The 24,124-nt window shown below is 72.8% G+C and carries 21 protein-coding genes; 12 read left to right on the forward strand and 9 right to left on the reverse strand.

What is annotated here, in order from left to right; translation table 11 throughout:
• Window positions 1-98: 98 nt before the first annotated feature.
• The 3 genes from ACZ4VA_RS31595 to rhaI form a co-directional block, all read right to left on the reverse strand.
• Complete coding sequence (locus ACZ4VA_RS31595) at window positions 99-1,535, reverse strand: rhamnulokinase (RefSeq protein WP_468083501.1); 1,437 nt, start codon at window positions 1,533-1,535, stop codon at window positions 99-101.
• 5 nt (window positions 1,536-1,540) lie between these two features.
• A complete protein-coding gene (locus ACZ4VA_RS31600; RefSeq protein ID WP_468083414.1) occupies window positions 1,541-3,580 on the reverse strand; it encodes a bifunctional aldolase/short-chain dehydrogenase in 2,040 nt (679 codons plus the stop codon).
• 446 nt (window positions 3,581-4,026) lie between these two features.
• A complete protein-coding gene (rhaI, locus tag ACZ4VA_RS31605) occupies window positions 4,027-5,187 on the reverse strand; it encodes an L-rhamnose isomerase (protein ID WP_356165461.1) in 1,161 nt (386 codons plus the stop codon).
• Window positions 5,188-5,458: 271 nt separating this feature from the next.
• On the opposite strand from rhaI, the gene ACZ4VA_RS31610 reads away from it, so the two are divergent.
• The 9 genes from ACZ4VA_RS31610 to ACZ4VA_RS31650 all read left to right on the forward strand — a co-directional run bounded on the left by ACZ4VA_RS31610 (window position 5,459) and on the right by ACZ4VA_RS31650 (window position 14,613).
• Complete coding sequence (locus ACZ4VA_RS31610; protein ID WP_355788836.1) at window positions 5,459-6,976, forward strand: sugar ABC transporter ATP-binding protein; 1,518 nt, start codon at window positions 5,459-5,461, stop codon at window positions 6,974-6,976.
• On the forward strand, window positions 6,973-8,013 hold the full coding sequence (locus ACZ4VA_RS31615) for an ABC transporter permease (RefSeq protein ID WP_355788833.1): 1,041 nt from the start codon (window positions 6,973-6,975) through the stop codon (window positions 8,011-8,013). The genes ACZ4VA_RS31610 and ACZ4VA_RS31615 overlap by 4 nt, the downstream gene beginning before the upstream one ends.
• Window positions 8,006-9,022, forward strand: coding sequence for an ABC transporter permease (locus ACZ4VA_RS31620; RefSeq protein ID WP_356165465.1), 1,017 nt, complete (start codon window positions 8,006-8,008; stop codon window positions 9,020-9,022). The genes ACZ4VA_RS31615 and ACZ4VA_RS31620 overlap by 8 nt, the downstream gene beginning before the upstream one ends.
• A gap of 38 nt (window positions 9,023-9,060) precedes the next feature.
• Window positions 9,061-10,143, forward strand: coding sequence for a rhamnose ABC transporter substrate-binding protein (rhaS, locus tag ACZ4VA_RS31625; protein WP_356241533.1), 1,083 nt, complete (start codon window positions 9,061-9,063; stop codon window positions 10,141-10,143).
• Window positions 10,144-10,160: 17 nt separating this feature from the next.
• The gene (locus tag ACZ4VA_RS31630) at window positions 10,161-10,481 is read left to right on the forward strand and encodes an L-rhamnose mutarotase (RefSeq protein WP_355788272.1); all 321 of its coding nucleotides are present in this window, start codon (window positions 10,161-10,163) and stop codon (window positions 10,479-10,481) included.
• Window positions 10,482-10,841: 360 nt separating this feature from the next.
• Entirely contained in the window at window positions 10,842-11,867 is a 1,026-nt protein-coding gene (locus ACZ4VA_RS31635) for a LacI family DNA-binding transcriptional regulator (protein WP_355788270.1), read from the forward strand.
• A gap of 136 nt (window positions 11,868-12,003) precedes the next feature.
• Window positions 12,004-13,305: an alpha/beta fold hydrolase gene (locus tag ACZ4VA_RS31640; RefSeq protein WP_356165474.1), complete on the forward strand. Its 1,302-nt coding sequence runs from the start codon at window positions 12,004-12,006 to the stop codon at window positions 13,303-13,305.
• A 79-nt stretch (window positions 13,306-13,384) separates the two neighbouring features.
• Entirely contained in the window at window positions 13,385-13,600 is a 216-nt protein-coding gene (locus ACZ4VA_RS31645) for a hypothetical protein (protein WP_355788269.1), read from the forward strand.
• A 167-nt stretch (window positions 13,601-13,767) separates the two neighbouring features.
• Window positions 13,768-14,613 carry a pentapeptide repeat-containing protein gene (locus ACZ4VA_RS31650; protein ID WP_356165477.1) on the forward strand — a complete coding sequence of 282 codons (846 nt, stop codon included), beginning with the start codon at window positions 13,768-13,770 and terminating at the stop codon, window positions 14,611-14,613.
• Here the strand turns inward: ACZ4VA_RS31650 and ACZ4VA_RS31655 are convergent.
• Complete coding sequence (locus ACZ4VA_RS31655; RefSeq protein ID WP_356165480.1) at window positions 14,575-16,065, reverse strand: cytochrome P450; 1,491 nt, start codon at window positions 16,063-16,065, stop codon at window positions 14,575-14,577. The two genes, ACZ4VA_RS31650 and ACZ4VA_RS31655, sit on opposite strands and share 39 nt — an antisense overlap.
• A 119-nt stretch (window positions 16,066-16,184) precedes the next feature.
• Here ACZ4VA_RS31655 and ACZ4VA_RS31660 point away from each other — a divergent pair, with 119 nt between their 5' ends.
• Window positions 16,185-16,799, forward strand: coding sequence for a TetR/AcrR family transcriptional regulator (locus ACZ4VA_RS31660; protein ID WP_356165483.1), 615 nt, complete (start codon window positions 16,185-16,187; stop codon window positions 16,797-16,799).
• An 84-nt stretch (window positions 16,800-16,883) separates the two neighbouring features.
• Window positions 16,884-17,609, forward strand: a complete 726-nt coding sequence (locus tag ACZ4VA_RS31665) for a DUF2470 domain-containing protein (RefSeq protein WP_355794056.1) — start codon at window positions 16,884-16,886, stop codon at window positions 17,607-17,609.
• Here the strand turns inward: ACZ4VA_RS31665 and ACZ4VA_RS31670 are convergent.
• From ACZ4VA_RS31670 to ACZ4VA_RS31680, 3 genes are all read right to left on the reverse strand, one after another.
• Entirely contained in the window at window positions 17,577-18,818 is a 1,242-nt protein-coding gene (locus ACZ4VA_RS31670) for a lactonase family protein (protein WP_389391285.1), read from the reverse strand. The two genes, ACZ4VA_RS31665 and ACZ4VA_RS31670, sit on opposite strands and share 33 nt — an antisense overlap.
• A 114-nt stretch (window positions 18,819-18,932) precedes the next feature.
• The gene (locus tag ACZ4VA_RS31675) at window positions 18,933-19,988 is read right to left on the reverse strand and encodes a hypothetical protein (protein WP_452920742.1); all 1,056 of its coding nucleotides are present in this window, start codon (window positions 19,986-19,988) and stop codon (window positions 18,933-18,935) included.
• A 50-nt stretch (window positions 19,989-20,038) separates the two neighbouring features.
• Complete coding sequence (locus ACZ4VA_RS31680; RefSeq protein WP_355794312.1) at window positions 20,039-21,316, reverse strand: FUSC family protein; 1,278 nt, start codon at window positions 21,314-21,316, stop codon at window positions 20,039-20,041.
• A gap of 135 nt (window positions 21,317-21,451) precedes the next feature.
• Here ACZ4VA_RS31680 and ACZ4VA_RS31685 point away from each other — a divergent pair, with 135 nt between their 5' ends.
• Window positions 21,452-22,048 carry a TIGR03086 family metal-binding protein gene (locus ACZ4VA_RS31685; RefSeq protein ID WP_356241527.1) on the forward strand — a complete coding sequence of 199 codons (597 nt, stop codon included), beginning with the start codon at window positions 21,452-21,454 and terminating at the stop codon, window positions 22,046-22,048.
• Window positions 22,049-22,073: 25 nt separating this feature from the next.
• Here ACZ4VA_RS31685 and ACZ4VA_RS31690 read toward each other — a convergent pair whose 3' ends face one another.
• Both ACZ4VA_RS31690 and ACZ4VA_RS31695 read right to left on the reverse strand, forming a co-directional pair.
• Complete coding sequence (locus tag ACZ4VA_RS31690; RefSeq protein WP_468083421.1) at window positions 22,074-22,568, reverse strand: FBP domain-containing protein; 495 nt, start codon at window positions 22,566-22,568, stop codon at window positions 22,074-22,076.
• Between the two features lie 174 nt (window positions 22,569-22,742).
• A complete protein-coding gene (locus ACZ4VA_RS31695) occupies window positions 22,743-24,101 on the reverse strand; it encodes a GH1 family beta-glucosidase (protein ID WP_356241521.1) in 1,359 nt (452 codons plus the stop codon).
• Window positions 24,102-24,124 lie beyond the last annotated feature (23 nt).

Below are 24,124 nucleotides of genomic sequence, written 5' to 3' on the forward strand. Positions count from 1 at the left end.
CTCCTCGCGTTCGGTCATCGGATGGGTGCTGGGGTACCGCCCCACGCGCTCAGCGTAGTGGCGGACCGGGGGAGGGTGCGGAACGGGCGGATCCGCGCTCACCGGCCGGTGAGGCGGCTCTCCGCCTCGCGCCAGGCGGCCGGGTCGCCGCCGGGTTCGTACCGCACCAACGGCTGGGTGCGCACGAGGAGTTCACGCATGGCGGCGCGGTCGCCGACCAGGCCCTGGGCGCGGGCCTGGACGAGGACGTTGCCGAGGGCCGCCGCCTCGGCCGGACCCGCCACGACCGGCAGTCCGCAGGCGTCCGCGGTGAGCCGGCACAGCAGGGCGTTGCGGGTCCCGCCGCCGACGATGTGCACGACGTCGACGGGGTGGTCGGCGAGTTCCCGCGCCTCGGCGATCGCCCGGCGGTGGGCGAGTGCCAGGGAGTCGAGGATGCAGCGGGTGATCTCCGCCCGGGAGACCGGCACGGGCTGGCCCGACACCCGGCACGCCTGCGCGATCCGCTCCGGCATGCGGCCCGGCGCGAGGAACGCCGCGTCGCCCGCGTCGACGACCGAGCGCAGCGACGGCACCTCGGCCGCCTCGCGCAGCAGACCGGCGAGGTCAGGGTCGCCCCAGTCCCGTACGCACTCCTGGAGCAGCCACAGGCCCATGATGTTCCGCAGATAGCGGACCGTGCCGTCCAGGCCCAGCTCGTTCGTGAAGTTGGCCGCGCGGCTCGCCTCGGTGAGGACCGGTGCGTCCAGCTCCAGGCCCGCCAGCGACCAGGTACCGGTGCAGATGTACGCGAAGCGCTCGCCCACGGCGGGGACGGCGGCCACCGCGGACGCCGTGTCGTGCGAACCGACGGCGGTCACCGGGACCGGGCCGGTGAGCCCGGTCTCCTGAAGGATGTGCGGGCGCAGCGTGCCCGCCGGGTCACCGGGCCGGCGCAGCGGCGGGAACAGCTTCAGGTCGATGCCGAGCCGGTCCGCCACGTCGTACGACCAGTCGCGTGTGCGCGGGTCGATCAGCTGGGTCGTGGAGGCGTTGGTCAGCTCGGTGCCGGCCTCGCCCGTGAGCCAGTACGTGAGCAGGTCCGGGATAAGCAACAGCCGCTCTGCGCAGGCCAGTTGCGTGGAGGAACGGGCCGCCGTGAGCTGGTACAGCGTGTTGAAGGGCGCGTACTGGAGCCCCGTCGCCGCGTACAGCTCGGCGGGGGGCACGGTGGCCCACACCTGCTCCGCGACGCCCTCCGTGCGGGCGTCGCGATAGTGCACCGGGTTGCCGAGCAGCGCCCCGTCGGCGTCGAGCAGCCCGTAGTCCACGGCCCAGCTGTCGATGCCCACGGAGTCGACCTGCCCCGCGGCCCGCAGCCCGTCGAGGACACCCGCGTACAGGCCGAGGATGTCCCAGCGCAGCCCTTCCGGCACCCGGACGGGGCGGTTGGGGAAGCGGTGCGCCTCGGTGAGCTCCAGCGACCCGGGTCCCACGCGGCCGACCATGACGCGCCCGCTGGACGCGCCGAGGTCGACCGCGGCGTACGTGCGCACAGCGGTCACCGCAGGAACGCGGCGGCGACGCCGGCGTCGACCGGGACGTGCAGGCCGGTGGTGTGCGTCAGGTCGCCGCCCGTCAGGGCGAACACCGCGTTCGCGACGTGCTCCGGCAGCACCTCCCGCTTGAGGATGGTCCGCTGGGCGTAGAACTCGCCGAGCTTCTCCTCCTCGATGCCGTACGTGGCCGCGCGCTGCGCGCCCCAGCCGCCCGCGAAGATCCCGGACCCGCGCACGACACCGTCCGGGTTGACGCCGTTGACCCGGATGCCGTGCTCGCCCAACTCAGCCGCCAGCAGGCGCACTTGATGAGCCTGGTCGGCCTTGGTGGCGGAGTAGGCGATGTTGTTCGGACCGGCGAAGACCGCGTTCTTGGACGCGATGTAGACGATGTCGCCGCCCAGCCCCTGCGGGACCATCACCCGGGCCGCCTCCCGCGAGACCAGGAAAGAGCCGCGGGCCATGATGTCGTGCTGGAGGTCCCAGTCGCGGGCCGTGGTCTCCAGGAGGGGCTTGGAGATCGAGATGCCCGCGTTGTTGACGACGAGGTCGACCCCGCCGAAGGCGAGCACGGCCGTCCTGAAGGCGTCGCCGATCTGCTCCTCGGAGGTCACGTCGACGGCCACGGCGACCGCCTTGTCCGGTCCGCCCAGCTGCTCGGCGACCTGTGCGGCGCCCTCCGCGTTCAGGTCGGCGACCACCACGCAGGCGCCCTCGGCGACCAGCCGCTCGGCGATCGCCCTGCCGATCCCGCTGCCGGCGCCCGTCACCAGCGCCACGCGCGTGGCCAGCGGCTTCGGCTTCGGCATCCGCTGGAGCTTGGCCTCCTCCAGCGCCCAGTACTCGATGCGGAACTTCTCCGACTCCTCGATCGGCGCGTACGTGGAGACCGCCTCGGCCCCGCGCATCACGTTGATCGCGTTGACGTAGAACTCGCCCGCCACCCGCGCGGTCTGCTTGTCCTTGCCGAAGCTGAACATGCCGACGCCGGGGACCAGCACGATCGCCGGGTCCGCGCCGCGCATCGCGGGGGAGCCGGCGTCGGCGTGCCGGGCGTAGTAGGCCGCGTACTCCTCGCGGTACTCGGCGTGCAGTTCCCGCAGGCGGGCGACGGCCTCGTCCAGGGGCGCCGACGGCGGCAGGTCCAGGACGAGCGGCCGGACCTTCGTGCGCAGGAAGTGGTCCGGGCAGGACGTGCCGAGGGCGGCGAGCCGCGGGTGCTCGGTGCTCGCCAGGAAGTCCAGGACGACATCGGAGTCGGTGAAGTGGCCGACCTGCGGGCGGTCCTGGGAGGCGGCGGCGCGTACGTACGGCGCGAGAGCGGCCGCCCGCTCCCGGCGCTCGGCTTCGGGCAGCGCCTCGTACCCGGGCAGGACCGGTCCGAACGGCTCGGCCTTCCCGCGCTCGGTGAGGAACGCCTCCGCGGTGCGGATGATGTGCAGCGAGTTGCGCTCGCACTCCTCCGCGGTGGCACCCCACGCCGTGATGCCGTGACCGCCGAGGACACAGCCGACGGCCTGCGGGTTGGCCTCCTTGACGGCCGCGATGTCCAGGCCGAGCTGGAACCCGGGGCGGCGCCAGGGCACCCACACCACGCTGTCGCCGAAGCACTCGGCGGTGAGCTTCTCGCCGTCCGCCGCACAGGCCAGCGCGATGCCCGAGTCGGGGTGCAGGTGGTCGACGTGCGCCGCGTCCACGAGCCCGTGCATCGCCGTGTCGATCGATGGGGCCGCGCCCCCCTTGCCGTGCAGGCAGTAGTCGAACGCGGCGACCATCTCGTCCTCGCGCTCCACCCCCGGGTACACGTCCGTCAGCGCCCGCAGCCGGTCGAGGCGCAGCACCGCGAGCCCGGACTCGGTGAGGGTGCCGAGGTCGCCGCCCGACCCCTTGACCCACATCAGCTCGACGTCGCCACCGGTCACCGGGTCGGTCTCGCTGCCCTTGGCGGACGTGTTGCCGCCGGCGTAGTTCGTGTTGCGCGGATCGGCGCCGAGCCGACGCGAGCGAGCCAGCAGAGCGGCGGCTTCGGGATGGGGTGCCATGTTCCGTTCCTTAAGGGAGAGGGTGAACGAGTACTCGTGACGTACGGAAGCCGAGCGGCGGGAGCATCGATGTGTCTCACCGCGGGGCGGCCGGGCGGCGCGTCCCGGACCGGCCCTCGTCAGGGTCGAGCGGGTGGGCGGCGCCGGTCTGGGCCCCGTCAGGGGGGACGGGTGGCGGATGTCGGGCTGGCCCACGTCAGGGTCCAGCGGGTGGCGCGCGCCGGCCCGGGCCCCGTCAGGGGCGCGGGGAACTGCGCGACCAGCCCACCCCGACCGAAGGTCCACCACCGGCCGCGGCCCGTACGGCGAGCGGAACCGACCACCGTCCCGGAGCCGACAACCGACCCCGGACGGACCACCGGCATGGAGCCGACCACCGGCATGGTGGACGCCGACCACCCACCCGGAGGAGGCAAGGCCCCCGGGGGCCGGCCCGAGTCGAGGGACTACGCCCCCCACCCCGCCTGCCGCCCCCCGACCCGCTCCGCGGCAACCCGCTCCTGCCACCCGGACCGCCGATACGCGCCGACCGGGTCGGGATCCAGACCGAGCTCCGCCCGGACCTCGGCAAGCAGCGGCCGCACGTCGGTGTTGTACGCGTCCATGATCACCGCGTTGGCCTCCAGCACGTCCCCCGACCGCTGGGCCTCACCGAGCGCGGACCTGTCGACGAGCAGGGCCTTCGCCGTGGCCTCCTGGACGTTCATCACCGAGCGGATGATCGCCGGGATCTTGGCCTCGATGTTGTGGCACTGGTCGAGCATGAAGGCGACCTCGGGCACGAAACCGCCGCCCCGGATCACCTCGTACATGATCCGGAAGAGCTGGAAGGGATCGGCGGCGCCCACCATCAGGTCGTCGTCCGCGTAGAAGCGCGAGTTGAAGTCGAAACCGCCGAGCTTCCCCTCCCGCAGCAGCGTGGCGACGATGAACTCGATGTTGGTGCCCGGCGCGTGGTGCCCGGTGTCGACGACGACCTGCGCCTTGGGGCCGAGCTTGAGGCAGTGCGCGTACGCGGTGCCCCAGTCCGGGACGTCGGTGCTGTAGAAGGCCGGCTCGAAGAACTTGTACTCCAGCAGCATCCGCTGGTCGTCGCCGAGCCGCTCGTAGACCTTCGCCAGGCCCTCGGCGAGCCGGTCCTGGCGCTCGCGGAGATCGTCCTGCCCCGGATAGTTCGTGCCGTCCGCGAACCACAGCTTCAGGTCCTTGGAGCCCGTCGCGTCCATGATGTCGACGCACTCCAGCAGATGGTCGACCGCCTTGCGTCGCACCGCGGCGTCGGGATGGCAGATGCTGCCGAGCTTGTAGTCGTCGTCCTGGAAGGTGTTGGAGTTGATCGCGCCCAGCCGCACGCCGCGGTCCTCGGCGTGCTTCGCGAGGGCGGCGTAGTCGTCGACCCGGTCCCAGGGGATGTGCAACGCGACGGTCGGGGCGGCACCGGTGAACTCGTGCACCTTCGCGGCGTCGTCCAGCTTCTCGCGCGGGTCGCGCGGCACTCCTGGCTGCGCGAACACCTTGAAGCGGGTTCCCGAGTTCCCGTACGCCCATGACGGCGTCTCTACTGCCTGGGTCTTGAGGGCGGCCTTCACGGCGGCGAGCTCGGTCACTTCAGGGCTCCTGTGACTTCGGGTGCGACTTCGGTTCTGAACGGCGTTGTCTGAAACGATTCAGAACGCCGAAGCTATGAGCACCCCGAAGGGCTGTCAACCCCTCCGGCCGAGACTGCTTTCCGTGACTTGGTCGTGACCTCTGGGTATCGAGAATTTCGGCCCGGACCCATTGACGTGACCTGGGTGACCTGCCTAACGTCCCGGCAACCTAGTTGAAACCTTTCACGACGTCGTGAGGCCTCCCCGCCCGCGTCGTTGAGGAGCCCACATGACCCACCGGTCCGACTCGGGTCCGGCCCCCGTGCTGGCGCTCAGGGACATATCGAAGTCCTTCGGCGCCGTACGCGCCCTGCGGGACGTGTCCCTGGAACTCTTCCCCGGCGAGGTGCACGCTCTCGCCGGCGAGAACGGCGCGGGCAAGTCGACCCTCATCAAGACGCTCGCCGGCGTGCACCGACCGGACGCCGGTCAGGTGCTGCTGGACGGGGAACCCACCGTCTTCCACGGTCCCGCCGACGCCCGCGACGCGGGCATCGCCGTGATCTACCAGGAACCCACGCTCTTCCCCGACCTGTCGATCGCCGAGAACATCTTCATGGGCCGTCAGCCGCGGCGCGCCCTCGGCCGTATCGACCACAAGGCGACCCGCGCCGCCACGCTGGCCCTGATGAAGCGCCTCGGTGTCGAACTCGACCCCGACCGCCCCGCCCGGGGCCTGTCAATCGCCGACCAGCAGATCGTCGAGATCGCCAAGGCGCTCTCCTTCGACGCCCGGGTCCTCATCATGGACGAGCCGACCGCCGCCCTCACCGGCAGCGAGGTGGCCCGCCTGTTCGGCGTCGTGCGCACCCTGCGCGAGCAGGGCTCGGCGGTCCTCTTCATCTCGCACCGGCTGGAGGAGATCTTCCGGATCTGCCGGCGCGTCACGACCCTGCGCGACGGGGCCTGGATCTCCAGTGAGCCGCTGGACGGCATGACCGAGGACGACCTCGTACGCCGTATGGTCGGCCGGGACCTCGACGAGCTCTACCCCAAGCAGGACGTCGAGGCGGGTGAAGTCGCCCTGAGCGTACGGCGGCTGACCCGTGAGGGCGTCTTCACCGACGTCTCCTTCGACGTCCGGCGCGGCGAGATCGTCGGTCTCGCGGGACTCGTCGGCGCCGGACGCACCGAGGTCGCCCGCGCCGTCTTCGGCGTCGACCGCTGGGACGCCGGCGAGGTGGAGGTCGACGGCAGGGGACTGACGAACGGCGCCCCGTCCACGGCGATGGCCGCCGGGCTCGCCCTGGTCCCCGAGGACCGGCGCGAGCAGGGCCTCGTGATGGACATGTCGATCGAGCGCAACATCGGCCTCACCGGCCTGCGTTCGACCAGCAGGGCCGGACTGATGGACCGCAGCGCCGAGCGCAGCCGGTCCCTGGACTGGGCCGTCAGGCTCCAGGTCAAGTACGCGCGGATCGCGGACGCAGTCGGCACCCTGTCCGGCGGCAACCAGCAGAAGGTCGTCCTCGCCAAGTGGCTCGCCACCGGCCCCAAGGTGCTCATCGTCGACGAGCCCACCCGCGGCATCGACGTCGGCACGAAGGCCGAGGTCCACCGCCTGCTGTCACAGCTCGCCGCCGACGGGGTCGCCGTCCTGATGATCTCCTCCGACCTGCCCGAGATCCTCGGCATGGCCGACCGCGTGCTCGTGATGCACGAGGGCCGGCTCACCGCCGAGATCCCGCGCTCCGAAGCCACCGAGGAAACCGTGATGGCCGCAGCCACCGGGAGGGCCGCCGCATGACGGTGACCGCGACCGACCCCGCGCCCGCCGCCGACGTGCCCAGGTCCAGCGGCACCCGGCTGGTCGACCGCGTCTTCAAGATGCGCGAACTGGCCATCCTGGCCGTGTTCCTGGTGATGATCGCCGTCACCCAGACGGGCAACAGCGAGTTCCTTTCCGAACAGGGCATCAAGGACCTGCTCCTCAACGCGACGATCCTCGTGCTCGTCGCCACCGGCCAGTCGCTGGTCGTGATCACCCGCAACGTCGACCTGTCCGTCGGCTCCACCCTCGGCATCAGCGCCTTCGCGGCCGGCACCTACCTCCAGGGCGGCGGCGACCCCGTCGTCGCGATCGCCCTCGCGGTGCTGCTCGGGATCGGCTGCGGACTGGTGAACGGGCTGCTCGTCAGCCTCGGCCAGGTGCCCGCGCTCGTCGTCACCCTCGGCACGCTCTACATCATCCGCGGCATCGACTCCATCTGGGTCGGCTCCCGGCAGATCACCGCGGCGAGCCTGCCCGACGGGTTCATCGACTTCGGCTCCGGCGGCATCTCGGCGGTGCCCTACCTCGCGCTGATCGCGCTGGCGGTGCTGATCGCCACCGCGTACTACCTCAAGCACTTCGGCGGCGGGCGCGAGCTGTACGCGCTCGGCTCCAACCCGGAGGCGGCCCGCCTCGCCGGCATCCCCGTCCGCAAGCGGATCCTCGCCGCGTACACCTTCTGCGGCGCCCTCGCGGGACTCGCCGGCGCCCTGTACCTGGCTCGGTTCGGCAACGTGGACTCCGGCACCGGCAACGGCTACGAACTCACCGTCGTCAGCGCCGTCGTGGTCGGCGGCGTCGTCTTCACCGGCGGCTCCGGCAGCGTCTACGGAGCCGCGCTCGGCGCCCTGCTGCTCACCTCCATCAACAGCGTGCTGCCCGCCCTCGGCGTCAGCTCGGTCTGGGTGCTCGCCATCAACGGCGTCCTGCTCATCCTCGCCATCGCCGTCGACCGGGTCGTCGCGCTGCGCGTGGCCACCGCACTGAAGAAGAGGAACGCCCGCCATGGCTGACCCGTCCCTCGCGCGCGCGCCCCGCTGGTCCGCCCTGAAAAGGTGGGACTCGGCCGTCGGTGCCCTCCTCCTCGTCGTCCTGCTGTTCTCGTTCGGGTTCGTCGACGGCTTCGGCAATGCCCTCAACCTGTCGTTCCTCATCGGCAACACCCTGCCCATCGCACTGGTCGCGCTGCCGATGACCCTGCTCGTGGTGGCCGGCGAGATCGACCTCTCCGTCGCCTCCACCGCCGGCCTGTCCGGCGCCGTGATGGGCGCCCTGTGGAACCAGGGCATGACGATCGAGGCGATCATCCCGCTCTGCCTGCTGCTCGGCGTGGTCTGCGGCCTGGTCAACGGACTGCTCGTGACCCGGCTCGGACTGCCCTCCCTCGCCGTCACCATCGGCACCCTCGCCGCCTACCGGGGCATCGCACAGATCGTGCTCGGCTCCGACGCGGTGACCGACTTCCCCACCCAGTACCTGGACTTCGCCGCCGGACGCATCGGGGACACCTTCATCCCGTACGCCCTCCTGCCCTTCCTGGTGCTGCTCGCGATCGCGGTGGTCGTGCTGCACGCCACCCCGTTCGGGCGCTCGCTGTTCGCGGTCGGCGCCAACGAGGAGGCCGCGCGCTTCGCCGGCATCCGCGTCCGCCGGCACAAGCTGCTGCTGTTCGTCGCGACCGGCCTCATGGCCTCGCTCACCGGCGTCTTCTGGGCCCTGCACTACGCCAGCGCCCGCTACGACAACGCCACCGGGCTCGAACTCTCCGTCGTCGCCGCCGTCCTGCTCGGCGGCATCGACTTCGACGGCGGCAAGGGCACGCTCGGCGGCGCGATCGCGGGAGTCTTCCTGCTCGGCGCGCTGCAGAACGTGATGAGTCTCCAGGACGTCTCCGCCCAGTCGCAGATCGTCGTCACCGGTGTCCTGCTCGTCCTGTCCGTGCTCGGCCCGCGGGTCGCACGGCAGATCTCCGTCGCGAGGGCGGGGCGCAGAGCCGCCGCCACCTCGACCCCGGCCTCGTAACCCCGTACCCCGCGTACCTTCCGCAAAGGATCTCCGCCATGCGCAAGTCATCGATCCGCCGTACCTGCGCGGCCCTCGCCGCCGTCACCTCCCTGGCCCTCGCGGCCACCGCCTGCGGCGGCACCACCAAGGACGACGTCAAGGACGACGGCGGCGCCGCCGCCCCGGCCGGCAAGGCGGACCCGAACGCCGCCACCAAGAAGGGCCTGACGGTCGGCTTCCTGCCCAAGCAGGTCAACAACCCCTACTTCACCTCAGCCGACAAGGGCGGCGAGAAGGCGCTCCAGGAGCTGGGCTCCAGCTACAAGGAGGTCGGCCCGAGCAGCGCCACCGACACCTCCGGCCAGGTGTCGTACGTCAACACGCTCACCCAGCAGCAGGTCGACGCGATGGCCGTCTCCGCACAGGACCCCGGCGCCCTGTGCACGGCGCTCAAGCAGGCCATGAAGAACAAGATCAAGGTCGTCACCTACGACTCGGACACCAAGGCCGACTGCCGCAACGCCTTCGTCTCGCAGGCCAGCGCCGAGGACCTCGGCCGCACCGAGGTGCAGCTGCTCGCCGAACAGATCGGCTACAAGGGCGAGATCGCGATCCTGTCGGCCGCGCAGACCGCGACGAACCAGAACCTCTGGATCGACTTCATGAAGGACGAGCTGAAGGACCCGAAGTACAAGGACATCAAGCTGGTCAAGGTCGCCTACGGCAACGACGACGCGCAGCAGTCCTTCCAGCAGACCCAGGGCCTGCTCCAGGAGCACCCGAAGCTGGCCGGGATCATCTCCCCGACCACCGTCGGCATCAAGGCCGCCGCCCAGTACCTGTCCGGCTCGAAGTACAAGGGCAAGGTCAAGCTGACCGGCCTCGGCACCCCCAACGACATGCGCAAGTACGTCAAGAACGGCACCGTCGAGGCCTTCGAGCTGTGGGACCCGGCGAAGCTCGGCGAACTGGCCGCGCGCACCGCGGTCGCGCTGTCCTCGGGGCAGATCACCGGCAAGGAGGGCGAGACCTTCAAGGCCGGCGACATGGGCTCGTACACCATCGGCAAGGACGGCGTGATCAGCCTCGGTAAGCCCACCGTCTTCGACAAGAAGAACATCGACCAGTTCAACTTCTAGTCGGCGGAGGGTTCTCGATGCAACGGGTGTGCTTTCTGCTGAAGGTCCGTGCGGACCGCCTCGACGAGTACCGCGAGCGGCACGCCGCCGTCTGGCCCGAGATGCGCGAGGCGCTCTCGGCCACCGGCTGGCACAACTACTCGCTCTTCCTGCGGGAGGACGGCCTGCTGGTCGGCTACCTGGAGACCGAGGACTTCGCCGCTGCACAGGCCGGCATGGAGGCCACCGACGTCAACGCCCGCTGGCAGGCGGAGATGGCGCCGCTCTTCGAATCGCTGGACGGCGCCCGACCCGACGAAGCAATGAGGCCCCTGAGCGAGGTGTTCCACCTCGCCTGACCTCGCGCGGCCGCTCACGACGGGCGGCCGCGCGCCCGTCCGCACCTCGACCCGCCCCACCCGTGCCGACCCAGGAGTCCCGGACATGAGAAGACGCACCCCGACGGCGACCGCCCCGGTGGGCGCGGCGCCGCACGGGCGGCGGACCGGACACGCCGGACGAGGTCCTGGTGGCCGGGACGCGCGTCCCGGGGGACGGGACCCGATCGACCGCGCACCCGGAGCGGTCCGCCGGCACCACCCCCCGCGCGCCGCGGGTCCCCGGCTTCCGGCTCCCCGCACGACCACGGATCCCGCCCCGCCCGCGGGTAATGTGAGCCCCTGCCCGCCGCTTCTCGTCCCTCTGGAGGTCCCTGCCTGATGGCCCAGTCGGTGGGTATCAAGGACGTCGCCCGAGTCGCCGGGGTCTCGGTGGGCACGGTCTCCAACGTCATCAACCGCCCGGACACGGTCGCCTCCGAGACCCGGGCCCGCGTCCAGTCCGCCATAGAGCGGCTCGGCTACGTCCGCAGCGAGTCCGCGCGCCAGCTCCGGGCCGGGCGCAGCCGGATCATGGGCCTGCTCGTCCTCGACATGGGCAACCCGTTCTTCGTGGACGTGGCGCGCGGCGCGGAGCGCGCCGCCCGCGAGGCCGGGCTCGGCGTCATGGTCTGCAACAGCGCGCAGAGCGCCGGCGAGGAGGCGGACTACCTGTCGCTCTTCGCCGAGCAGCGGGTGCGCGGCGTCCTGCTGACGCCCGCCGACGCGACGGGCCGCAACATCGCGGCGTTCCGCAGGCACGGCATCCCGTTCGTGCTCGTCGACCGGGTGGCCGAGGGCACCACGGAGTGCTCGGTGTCGGTCGACGACGTGGCGGGCGGCGCCCTGGCCGTCCGGCATCTCGTCGACGCCGGCCACCGCTCCATCGCCTATGTGAGCGGACCGCCCGGCCTCAACCAGGTCAGGGACCGCCGGGAGGGCGCCCTGAACGCGCTCGCGGAGGCGGGACTCGCCCCCGGCCTGCTGCGCGAACTGCCCACCGAACGGCTCGACGTGGCCGCGGGGCGGGACGCCGGCGCGCGCCTCCTCGGGCTCGCCGAGCGCCCGACCGCCGTGTTCTGCGCCAACGACCTGCTCGCGCTCGGTGTCCTTCAGGCCATGTTCGCGGCCGGCGTCGGTGTCCCCGACGACCTCGCGATCGTCGGCTACGACGACATCGAGTTCGCGGCGGCCGCCGCCGTCCCGCTCACCTCCGTACGCCAGCCGGCCGTGACCATGGGCGCCCTCGCCGCGGAACTCCTCCTGGAGGAGACCGAGGCGGAGACCGCGCCCACCCCGCACGAGCACCGCCGGGTCGTCCTCCAGCCGGAACTGGTGGTGCGCAGCTCCAGCCTCGCCGGGCGCTGACCCGCCGTTCAGTCCCGGCCGTCGGCCGCGCTGAGCGGCCGGTCAGTAGCGGTTTCCCGATCCCCGGTCTCGGCCGACGGCCGAACGTGTGCTCAACTGGGACGCGGCCTGGAATCCGTACGTCTCGGGAGCCCTGTTGACCACCAGTTACCGTCAGCCCGGTGTCGTCCTCACCGACCGGCACTTCACCGTGCCGCTCGACCACGACCACCCGGCGGGAGAGAGCATCGAGCTCTTCGCCCGCGAGGTCGTCGCCAGTGAGCGGGCGGAGCAGCGGCTCCCCTGGCTCGTCTACCTCCAGGGTGGACCGGGCTTCGGCGCCAATCGCTTCGTCGGCAGGCAGGCCTGGCTCGGCCGGGCCCTCCAGGAGTACCGGGTGCTGCTCCTCGACCAGCGCGGCACCGGCCACTCCACCCCCGCGAACCGGCAGACGCTGCCGCTGCGCGGCGGACCCCGCGAGCAGGCCGACTACCTCACGCACTTCCGGGCGGACTCCATCGTCCGCGACTGCGAGGCCATCCGGCCCGCCCTCACCGGCGGCGAGCCCTGGACCGTGCTCGGCCAGAGCTTCGGCGGCTTCTGCACCGTGAACTACCTGTCCACCGCGCCCGAGGGACTGAGCGCCGCGCTCATCACCGGCGGACTGCCCTCGCTCGACGGCCACGCGGACGACGTCTACCGGGCCGCCTACCCGCGCATCGAGCGCAAGGTCGCCGCGCACTACGCCCGCTACCCGCAGGACGTCGAGCGGGCCCGGCGGATCGCCGAGCACCTGATCCGGCACGAGCCGGTCCTGCCCGGCGGCTACCGGCTCACCGTCGAGGCCTTCCAGTCCCTCGGCATCCTGCTCGGCGGGGGAGACGGCAGCCACCGCCTGCACTACCTCCTGGAGCACGCCTTCGTCCGCACCGCACAGGGTCCGGCCCTCTCGGACGCGTTCCAGGAGGAGGTCCAGAGCCTGCTCTCGTACGCGGGACACCCCCTGTACGCCCTCGTCCACGAGGCGGTCTACGCCCAGGACGACCGCCCCACCGCCTGGTCCGCGGAGCGCGTGCGCGCCGAGTTCCCGCAGTTCGACGCGGCGAAGGCGCTCACGGAGGACGGCCCGCTGCTGTTCACCGGCGAGTCCGTGCACCCCTGGATGTTCGACATCGACCCGGCGCTGCGCCCGCTGCGCGAGACCGCCGAGGAACTGGCGTCGCGCCGGGACTGGAAGCCCCTGTACGACCCGGCCCGGCTCGCGGTGAACGAGGTGCCGGTCGCCGCCGCCGTCTACCACGACGACATGTACGTCGACACCGGCCACTCCCTGCGTACGGCGCGTGCCGTGCGGGGGCTGCGCACGTGGGTGACCGACGAGTTCGAGCACGACGGGGTGCGGGCGGGCGGCCCCCGGGTGCTGGACCGGCTGCTGGCCCTGAGCCGCGACGAGGTCTGACCGGAGCCGTCCTGTCTCCGGGGTGCTCCCGGTCGCCCGCCCGGATGCGCGGCCGGGTGCCCGGGACCATCCTGGAGACATGTCCGGACGGGCCCCTGTGGTGGTGCATCCGCCGAACGGCACCGGCGGTCGCCGGGTGACGGCACGCGGCGAGATCCTCGGCCTGGCGTTCTCCGACGAGGACGTCGTCGAGTTCCTCAGCCGCGCCGGTCTGCCCGACGCCGAGGATCTGCTCGACGATCCCGCGTGGGTGAAATGGCGCGGTGCGGACGCGCACCACTACCAGGCGGCATAGCGAGAACGCCCCCCCGGGCCGGCCTCTTCGACACAGCGCCGGCCGGTCCCTCCGCCGTGCCCCGACGGAATGCCGGGAGGCGGCGCGGGGGAGCGGACGACGAACGGCGCCACGGATGGCGACGCCCGACCGCAAGCGCGGGAGCGCAGGTCAGTAGGCTTACGGGCATGCGGGAGAACGACGAGACGACCGAGGAACGGCGCTCCGGACTGCGGGCCGACTGCGGCCGGTGCTTCGGGCTGTGCTGCGTCGCCCTGCCCTTCTCCCGCTCGGCGGACTTCGCGGCCGACAAGGACGCGGGCGAACCCTGTACGAACCTGCGGACGGACTTCGGCTGCGGCATCCACACCCGGCTGCGGGAGTCGGGCTTCACCGGCTGCACGGTCTACGACTGTTTCGGCGCCGGCCAGCACGTCTCGCAGGTCACCTTCGGCGGGCGGGACTGGCGCTCGGGACCGCCCGAGCGGACCCGCCTGATGTTCGAGGTGTTCCCCGTCGTACGGCAGCTGCACGAACTGCTCCGCTACCTGGACGAGGCGCTGTCCCTGCCGGCCGCCCGCCCGGTCCACCCCGACCTGCGCCGGATGCTCGGCGAGACCGAGCGGCTCACCCGGCTCGGCCCGGACGAGCTGCGGGGCCTCGACGTGGGAGCACACCGGCAGCGGGTCGACGTGCTCCTGCTGCGGACGAGTGACCTCGTGCGCGCGGGCGCCGGCGGGGGACGGAAGAAGAACCGGCGGGGCGCCGACCTCATGGGTGCCCGCCTGCGGGGCGCCGACCTCAGGGGCGCCTGTCTGCGCGGCGCCTACCTCATCGCCGCCGACCTCACCGGTGCCGACCTGCGTACGGCGGACCTGATCGGCGCCGACCTGCGCGACGCCGATCTCTCGGACGCCGACCTGACGGGCGCGTTCTTCCTGACGCAGCCCCAGGTCGACGCGGCCCGGGGCAGCGCCGGCACGAAGCTGCCGGAGTCAGTCACCCGTCCCGGACACTGGGCAGCGCAGGGCTGAGGGCCCGGCCGCGGCGGGGGAGCGGCGCGCGAGGCGCAGCCGCAGACCGTCGGGCATCAGCGTGAGCCGCTCGGCCACCCGCAGCCGGTAGCCCGGCTCGGGAAGCAGCTCGTAGCGGCGCAGCAGCAGTCCGAGGACCAACGTCGCCTCGTGCAGGGCGAACTGGCGCCCGATACAGGCCCGCGCGCCGGTGCCGAACGGCTTGAAGGTGTGCGCGGGGCGGGCGCGTACCGCCTTCGCGTCGAAGCGGTCGGGGTCGAACCGTTCGGCGTCCGCACCCCACACCTCCGGGTCGCGGTGCAGCATCGCCGTCAGCACCAGGGCCCACGCGCCCTGCCGCATCGGGTGGACGCCGCCCAGCACCGTGTCCTGCCGGGCCTCACGCGCGAAGGCGGGCGCCGTCGGCCACAGCCGCAGTGCCTCGTCGAGCACCCGGCGGACGTAGCGGAGCCGTGCCACCTGGTCGTAGGCGGGCCGCTCGGTGTCGCCCCAGACGCGGTCCACCTCCGCGCGGGCGCGGGCGGCGACGTCGGGGTGTTCGGCGAGGTAGTGCAGCGCGAAGGAGAGGGCGCCCGAGGTCGTCTCGTGGCCCGCGATCAGGAAGGTGATCACCTGGCGGCGGACGTTCTCCGGCGACAGCCGCTCGCCGGTCGCCGGGTGGGCCGTCTCCAGCATGCGGTCCAGCAGGTCGCCGTCGCCGCTCGCGGTGCGGCGGGCCGCCACGACGGCGTCCACCGTCCGGTTCAGGTAGGCCATGTCGGCCTCGTTGCGGCGGCTCGCGCGGCGCAGGACCAGCGGGGCCAGGGGCGCGGGGACGACGTTGCGCCGCTGCGCGTGGGTCAGGGCGCCCACCATCGCGTCCACGAAGGGGTGCGGCCGGGAGCGCTCGAAGGAGCCGAAGTCGTGCCCGAAGCCGGTGCGGGAGATCGTCTCCAGGGTCAGCTTGGTCATGTCGCCCGGGACGTCCACGCCGTGCCCGGCCGCCGCCTGCCGGTCCCACCGGTCGGTCAGGCGCTCGGCCACGGCGAGCATCATCGGGTGGTAGCCCTCCATGGCCTCCCGGCTGAAGCCCGGGGCCAGCACGTCGTGCGCGAGCTGCCAGTTCGGTTCGTGGTTGTACGCCGTGAACAGTCCGTCGCCGGCCACCGGGCGGAGATTGGCGACGCCGAGGCCCACGTGCTTGGCGAACCGCGACTCGTCGGCCAGCTCGGCGGCGAGCCGGGCGCCCCCGACGAAGACGATCTCGTTGCCGAACGCCTTGCGGCGGAAGACGGGCCCGAGCCGGCGTCCGAAGCGCAGCGAGTCCTGGACGGGCGTCCGCACGTTCGCACCCACCACGTCCCCGATCAGCGGGACCCGCAGCGGGGGGTGCGGAATCCGGTGGAGCTCGGGCCAGCCCAGCTCGGCGCTGCGGAACCCCTTGGGCAGCGCGGCCCCTGTCGTCTGCGCCATCGCGCCATCTCCCTTGCGTCCACGCCGGGTTGGGCCCGGCGGCGCCCTGTTGTACGTGAGTTCAACAGCGGCCGCCAGTCTGGTCCCGTTGTTGAACCGGCGTCAAGTAAGGTGCGGGCATGGCCGGGAACCAGGGGGAGCGGACGGAGCGCACGCGCCGCCGTCTCAGTACCGAGGAGCGCCGGGAGCAGCTGCTGTCGGTCGGTGCGCGGCTGTTCTCGGAGAGCCCGTACGACGAGGTGTGGATCGAGCGGGTCGCCGAGATCGCCGGTGTCTCGCGCGGGCTGCTCTACCACTACTTCCCGACGAAGCGGGACTTCTTCGCGGCCGTCGTCGAGCGCGAGAGCGGGCGCATGCTGCGGATGACCGCGGCGGTGCCCGGCGTCCCGGTGCGCGAGCAGCTCTCCGCCGGCCTCGACACCTTCCTCGGCTACGTCGAGGAGCACGCGCACGGGTTCCGCGCCTTCCACCGTGCCGACGCCGCGGGCGACCAGTCCGTGCGGAAGGTCTACCAGCGCGCGCTGGCCGCGCAGGAGCGGCAGATCCTCCAGGCGCTCGCGGCGGACCCGGAGCGGGACGCCGCCGCCGAGGGCCCGGAGCTGCGGATCGCCGTGCGGGGGTGGCTGGCGTTCACCACGGCCGTGTGCCTGGAGTGGCTCCGGGACCCCGGGCTCTCCCGCGAGCAGGTGCGCGATCTGTGCGCGCGGGCCCTGCTGGGCGCGATCACTCCCTGATCCCGGCGCGCGACCCGCCGGACGTGGTTGGCGTGCACCCCGAACTCCGATAGGTTAGGCAAGGCTTACCTAAGGAGGTTTGGGATGGGTGTCCGTCACACCTGGGCGGCAGCGCCGTCCGCGGCCGAACGCGCCCGCTCGGTGCTTGCCACCGCATGGTCCTGCGCCGTGACCGCCGAGGGCGGCCGCGAGGAGTTCGTCGGCGCGCACACCGTCGCCGAGGACGGCCGGGTGCTCCTGCACGTGCCCGACGACAGCACGCTGGTCGCGGCCGCGATCTGCGCGCCGCGCGGCGAGCCGTCCGCGGTGCTGGAGTTCGCCGACGTCGCGCCCGTCCCGGTGCGCGACCGCATCCGCGCGAGGCTCTGGCTGGCCGGCTGGTTCGCCCTGGACGAGGGGCATCTGGCGTTCCAGCCCTCGCGCGCCGTCCTGCGGGAGGCCTCCGGGTCGGTCGTGGTGGACCTCGACGACCTGGCCGCCGCCCGGCCCGACCCCCTCGCGACGGCGGAGGCCAAGCTGCTCACCCACCTCGCCGACGCCCACCCGGACGCGGTCGAGCGGCTGACCCGGCTCGTGGAGCCCGACAGCCTGCACGGCGCCGTCCGCGTGCGGCCGCTCGCCGTCGACCGGCACGGGCTGACCCTGCGCATCGAGCGGGCGCGCGGCAACGGCGACGTGCGCCTGCCCTTCCACGCCCCGGCCGACGACCTCGGGCGGCTCACGGAGCGCATGCACGTCCTGCTCGCCCAGGCGAGTGCCGCAGCCTGCCCCCGGGCGCTACAGCGGCAGCGCACAGACGGCGACCGGTGAGGCGAACGGCTCGCCCGCCCGCCGCAGTTCACCACTGGCGCGGTCGACCCGGAAGACGCTGACCGTGCCCGACTTCTGGTTCGCCGCGAACAGCAGGCGCTGGTCCGGGGAGAAGGCGATCTGGCGCGGGAAGTCGCCGCCCACCGGCACCGTGCCGAGGAGGCGCAGCCGGGCGCCGTCCTTCTCGACCGCGTACCGGGTCAGGCTGTCGTGTCCGCGGTTGGCGAGGTAGGCGTACGACCCGTCCGAGGTGACCAGGATCTGCGCGGGATAGCTCGTGCCCGCTCCGGTCCCGGTCGGCTGGGGGTCGCCCGGCGTCAGGCGTCCGGTGGCCGGCTCGTACGCGCAGACCGTGACGGTGTTGTCGACCTCGTTCGCCAGATAGGCGAAGCGGCCGCCCGGGTGGAAGGTCAGATGGCGCGGGCCCGCGCCCGGCCGGGTCCGCGCCCGCGAGACCTCCGTCAGTGTGCCCGCGGACTCGTCCAGGCGGTACGTGTACACGGTGTCGGTGCCCAGGTCGACGGCGAGCACATGGCCGCCGTCGGGACTCGTGAGGACCTGGTGGGCGTGCGGGCCCTCCTGGCCGGGGCCGGGGGCGGGCCGGGAGTGCGTCACGAGGTCCGTGCGCTCGCCGAGGGCGCCCGAGTCGCCGATCGGATGCACGGCGACGCTCCCCGAGCCGTAGTTGGCGCTGAGCAGCCAGCGTCCGCCCGGGTGCACGGACAGGTGGCAGGGACCGGAGCCGCCGGTGCCACGGGTGCCGAGGACCCTGTTCCCCGCGAGCCGTACGGCCGTCACCCCGCCGTCCGGCCGCTCGTCCACGGCGTACAGCGTGCGTCCGTCCGGGTGTACCGCCAGATAGGACGGATCGCCGACGCCCGTGATCGTCCCGGTCCCCGAGATCCGGCCGGTCGACGCGTCGTACGTGGCCAGGCCGATGCCCCTGCCGCCGCCCTCCACCGAGGTGTACGTGCCGATGAACAGCGGCCGGGGGCCGGCGGAACGGGCGGGCGGCGCGGCGGAGTCCGGAGCCGGCCGCGGCGGTCCCGAAGGTGCCGCGGGGGCGGCCTCGCCCGACGCGGAGCCGGTGGGCGCGACCGGGGCCGGGATCGCCGTCACGGCGGCGGCCGCCGTGAACGTCCCGACGAACCGGCGCCTGCTCCACCTTCCGCCGCCCGGACCGCGCTCCGGCTCTCCATCACTGCTCATGCCTGCACCTCGGGTGTCGGTCGCCTCGGCTGTGACAGCCACCTTGACGCGACCCACCCGCCCCGTGCAAGAAAGACAACGGCCGTTGCGGTGACCGCAACGGCCGTCCGCCGCTCACCAGTCGCCGTCCCCCACCGGCTCGCCCGGCGCGTCCCCGAGGGGTTTCACCTGGTGGGGCGAGGGCTGCTGCCACGGCTCGTGGTCGTCGCCCAGCCACTCGCCGACCGGCTTCACCCCGCCCAGGGTGTCCGGGGGAGCGGTGTCCGTGGCGTCCTGGTCGTAGTAGTCGAACCACGGCAGGCCCGCGCGGGTGTACGCCGCCCGGTCGACCGGCGACGGGGGCGGTGCCTCGCCGGTGATGCGCCGCCACTCCGGGGGCGTCACCAGGTGCACGAACACGCGACCGGACGGTTCCTCCGCCCAACTGCCCGCCGGCCGGTCGTCCCGGTAGACCTCCTGGCGCATCGAACCGCCGACCCCCAGCCCCATGGCGGCGGCCCGCCGCGGGGGACCGCCCGCCGGAGCGCCGCCGGGAGCGGGCGGCGGGGCCGCGGCCATCGGGGCCGCCGGCATCGCCCCGTACGCCTGGAGCGGCGGCGCGGCCGTCCGCGCCTGCTCGGCCCGCACACGCTGCTCCTCGCGCCACTCGGCCAGCCGCAGCGCGTTCAGCGGGAAGGACTGGAGCTGCACGCCGCCCCACACCTCCTCGCCGGTCACCTGGCCCTCGACGGTGGCACCGAGGCCGAGGGGCACCGCCACGAACTGGCGGACCGTCCCCTTACCGGAATTGATCCCGTCCAGCCACGGCTGCCGCGGGAGCACGACGTAGTTCTGCGGGTCCCGGTGCAGCCGGGCACTCCACGGGCGGCCCGAGATCGCGCACACCTTGCCCACTCCGACCTGGAGGGCGGCCGGCTCCTGCGAACCCCCGAAACTCAGCCACATGGCCTCGCGCAGATAGACCGGCAGCATCACCCCGCCGCGAGTCCGCCAGGCCTCGGGCACCGAGTCCGCGTAGTCCTCGACCCGCCGTACCGGGAACTCGCCGAGGCCGGGCGGCAGTGCGTGCGTGCCCGTCTCGGGCAGCCGCAGCGTCCTCATGAACCGGACGCGCACCCCTCCGGGCAGCAGCAGGGTATTACCGTCGATCCGCGCGGTGCCTTCGGGCATCCGGACGCTCCCCTCGTCGCGCTGGTGCCACGCTCCGGCGTGGCACCTCGTCAGCTAGAACGCTTCGCGGGGGAGCGGCGGTTCCGCCACGGGAGGGCGAGGTGTCCGTGCTTGCGGCGCAGCCGGCGCACGCGCTGCTGGAGGCGGGCCAGGCGCGGCCAGCGCTCGCGCTGCTCCCGTGTGCAGCGGTCCAGCTCCTCCAGGAGCCGGCGGGAGCGGTGCTCCATGTCGAGTTCGTCGAGGATGCGGTTGACCTCGGTCAGCACGGCACCGTGCAACTGCCACAGCCGCGCGTCGCGCTGGACGCCCTCCAGCAACAGCTGGGCCAGCTTGTCGCGGGTGGCGGCGGCCCTGGCGAGTTCCGCGCCGAGCCGCGTCTCGGCGGACTCGGCGCTCTGGCTGACGTGGGTGGTCACCAGGACCGAGAAGCTCACCACGGCATCGCCCACTTCGGACAGGAGCTCCTCAAGTGCCGCCCCCACCTGCGGATCGAACAGCGGCTCGGGCTCGTGTTCCTTGGCCAGGTCGGTGAAGCTGCGCGCGAGCACCCGCAGGACGACCGTGCAGATCTCCAGCGTGTCGAGGCCGGTGCGGAGCACGACCCGGTGCAGCAGCCCCTCGCGGACGCGCGGGTTGAGCTTGAGGCTGTCCTCGGCCTGGCGCAGCGCCCCGTCCACCTCGGCGATGTCGTGGTCGAGCCGGCGCGCCTCGTGCAGTCGCGCGGCCGCTTGTGCAAACGCGGTGCGTCCCGCGGCCTCCTCGCCGAGGCGCAGCATCAGCTGCCGCATCCGGCGCGCCAGGTCCCCGATGGACTCACCGGCCGCGTCCGTCCAGACCGGCGGGGCGAACAGCAGGTTGCACGCGAGGCCCACCACCGCGCCGATCACCGTCTCCAGGACACGGGCCCAGGCGTAGTCGCCCACCTTGGTGACGCCGAGGACCAGCATGGCGCTGATCGCCACCTCGGGCACGAACTCGCTGACCCGTACCAGGTGCCCGACGGCGAGCGAGGCGATGATGAGCAGCGCCAGACTCCACCAGGTCAGACCCACCAGCACGCTGAAGCCGATGGCGACGATGACGCCGGCGACGACCGAGTTCACCCGCCGCAGGCTGGTGGTGATCGTGCCGTACAGGGTCACCTGGACGACCAGCAGGGCGGTCAGCGGAGCGGTGAGCGGAGCGGCCTCGGGGCTGAGCCGAACGGCCACCACGTACGCGATCGTCGCCGCCAGAGTCGATCTCAGGGCCTGCACGACCGCGGGCTCCCGCCGTCGCCTCACGATCCGTGTGACGGATGTCGTCCACTCCCCACGTGCCACTCGCATCCTTGCGCTGTTCCCCTTTCACAGGTGCAACGAACGTTTTGTTCCGTACTCATTGAGGACCGTAACTGTCCGCAAGTGTGCCTAAGTTGTTCTCGAAGGGCGAAGTGAGGTGTCGAGCGAGGGAAGGGGACCGGAATGGTCGGCACAGAGGGCGTCGAGCTGTTGTCGCGGGCGCACACCTACCTGAGCGAGGTGGTGGCGGCCGTACCGGAGCAGGCCTGGGGGGCGCGGACGCCCTGCAGCGAGTGGACCGTACGTCAGGTAGTGAATCACGCGCGTCTCGATCAGCAGGCTTACGGCGCTGTCGTCACCGGCCACGGGTTGCCGGAGTCGGACCCCTTCCAGCCCGCCGACGCGCTGCACGGTGACGCCTCGGCCGAGCTGGACGCGGTACTGGCGGGCGTGCGGGACGTCTACGACGGGCTGGCGGGTGACGGCGCGCAGGTGCCGACCCCGCTGGGGCCGCTGCCCTTCCCGCTCGCCGCGGCGGCGGCCGCGATGGACGCGGCGGTGCACGCCTGGGACGTCGCCGTGGCGACGGGCCAGGACGCGCCGCTGGCCGAGGATGTCGCCGAGGGGATCTGGCCGGTCGCGACCGCGCTCGTCGACCGGCTCCGCGACGCGTACGGCGTCTTCGCCCCGGCGCGCGAGCCCGCGGCGGACGAGGGGCGGGCCGCGGCCCTGCTGGCGTTCCTGGGCCGGGACCCGCACTGGACGCCCGCCGCGTCCTGAGCCGCCCGCGCCGGGACCCGGGCGGTCAGCCGGAGAGCTTCGCCAGGAAGGCGGACAGGTTGCCCACGGTCCGGGCGATCTGCTCCTCCAGGGTGAGGCTCTCCTCGAAGCGGCCCCCCGGCTCCGGGGCCTTCTTCCCCCGCACGTAGAGCGAGCAGGCGAGGTCGGTGCACATGTAGATCCCGACCGAGTTGCCGTCGCGGCCCGCCGCGCCCGCCTTGCGCGCGGTCATCAGGGAGACGCCGCTGCCCGGGTGCGTGGTCAGGCAGAGCGAGCACATGCTCCGGTGCAGGAGCCCCCGCCGGGACGAGGGGAAGCGCAGCGTCACGCCGGTGAGCCGGCCCGCGTGCTCGGTGACGAGGTAGCTGCGGTCGGGTGCCCCGGGATCTCGCCAGCCCAGGAAGTCCAGGTGCTCCCAGGGGCGCTCGTCCAGGTCCCGGGGCACCGCCAGGCGCTTCGCCTCGCCCTTCGAGCAGTTGATGAACGACGTGCGGATGTCCTGCTCGGTGAGCGGTCTCACGGGGGCTCCTGAGGTGTGCGTACGACTACGAGAAAAACCTAGGATGACTAGGTTCACACCTAAGCTACATAGCGACCCGGCCGACGGGCGAATGGATTTCCCGCAGGAGGAGGCGAAACGAAACGGCGGTCGCCGCCCCCGCGCCGTGCGCGGGGGCGGCGACCGCCGTCGGTGTCAGGCCGCGTTCCGACGCAGGCCCCCGTGGCTGCGGATGATGTCCGCGTACCGGTGCCCGGTGCCCTTCACGGTCCGCTTCTGCGTCTTGTAGTCGACGTGCACGAGACCGAAGCGCTTGTCGTAGCCGTAGGCCCACTCGAAGTTGTCCAGGAGGGACCAGGCGAAGTACCCGGCCAGCGGCGCGCCCTGGCGGACCGCCGAGGCGCAGGCCGCGAGGTGCTGCTCCAGGTACTCCGTGCGCTCCGGGTCGTGGACGGTCCCGTCGGGCCGTACGACGTCCGGGTAGGCGGAGCCGTTCTCGGTGACGTACAGCTTGCGGGCTCCGTACTCGTTCGTGAGGCGCAGCAGCAGGCTCTCGATGCCCGCCGCGTCGATCTCCCAGTCCATGGCGGTGCGGCGGACGCCGAGCCGGCGGACCGTGCGGACGCGGGGGGCCGGCCCGGCGGGGTCGTCGGCGACCGCGGACGGGAAGTAGTAGTTCAGGCCCAGCCAGTCCAGCGGCTGCGCCATCGTCTCCAGGTCGCCCTGCTGCTCGGGGAGTTCGACCCCGTAGACCTCGCGCATGTCCGCGGGGAAGCCGCGGCCGTGGACGGGGTCCAGCCACCAGCGGTTGGTGTGCCCGTCCAGCCGGTGGGCCGCGGCGATGTCCTCGGGGCGGTCGGTGGCGGGCTCGACGCTGGAGAGGTTGTTGACGATGCCGACCTGGGCGCCGGGGGAGGCCGCGCGGATCGCCTGGGTGGCGAGGCCGTGGCCGAGGAGCAGGTGGTAGGAGGCGCGTACCGCGGCCGTGAGGTCCGTCCAGCCGGGAGCCATCCGGCCCTCCAGGTGGCCGATCCACGCCGAGCACAGCGGCTCGTTGAGGGTGGTCCAGTGCTGGACGCGGTCGCCGAGGCGCTCGGCGACGACCGAGGCGTACGCGGCGAAGTGGTGCGCGGTGTCGCGCTCCGGCCAGCCGCCGCGGTCCTGGAGCACCTGCGGCAGGTCCCAGTGGTAGAGGGTGACGGACGGCGTGATGCCCGCCTCCAGGAGGGCGTCGATCAGCCCGTCGTAGAAGTCCAGCCCCTTGGCGTTGACCGGGCCGTCGCCGCCCGGCACCACGCGCGGCCAGGCGATCGACAACCGGTAGGCGTTGGTGCCCAGTTGCCGCATCAGCCCGATGTCCTCGCGCCAGCGGTGGTAGTGGTCGCAGGCGAGGTCCCCGTCGTCGCCGTTGTCGATCTTGCCGGGGGTGTGCGAGAAGGTGTCCCAGATCGAGGGGGAGCGGCCGTCCTCGGCGACGGCGCCCTCGATCTGGTAGGCCGACGTGGCCGTGCCCCACAGGAAGTCATCGGGGAAGGCGGCGAGGTCGATGGTCACGGAGGTCCTTTCGGGAGGGGGAG

The sequence above is a fragment of the Streptomyces sp. NPDC028308 genome, assembly GCF_055565855.1.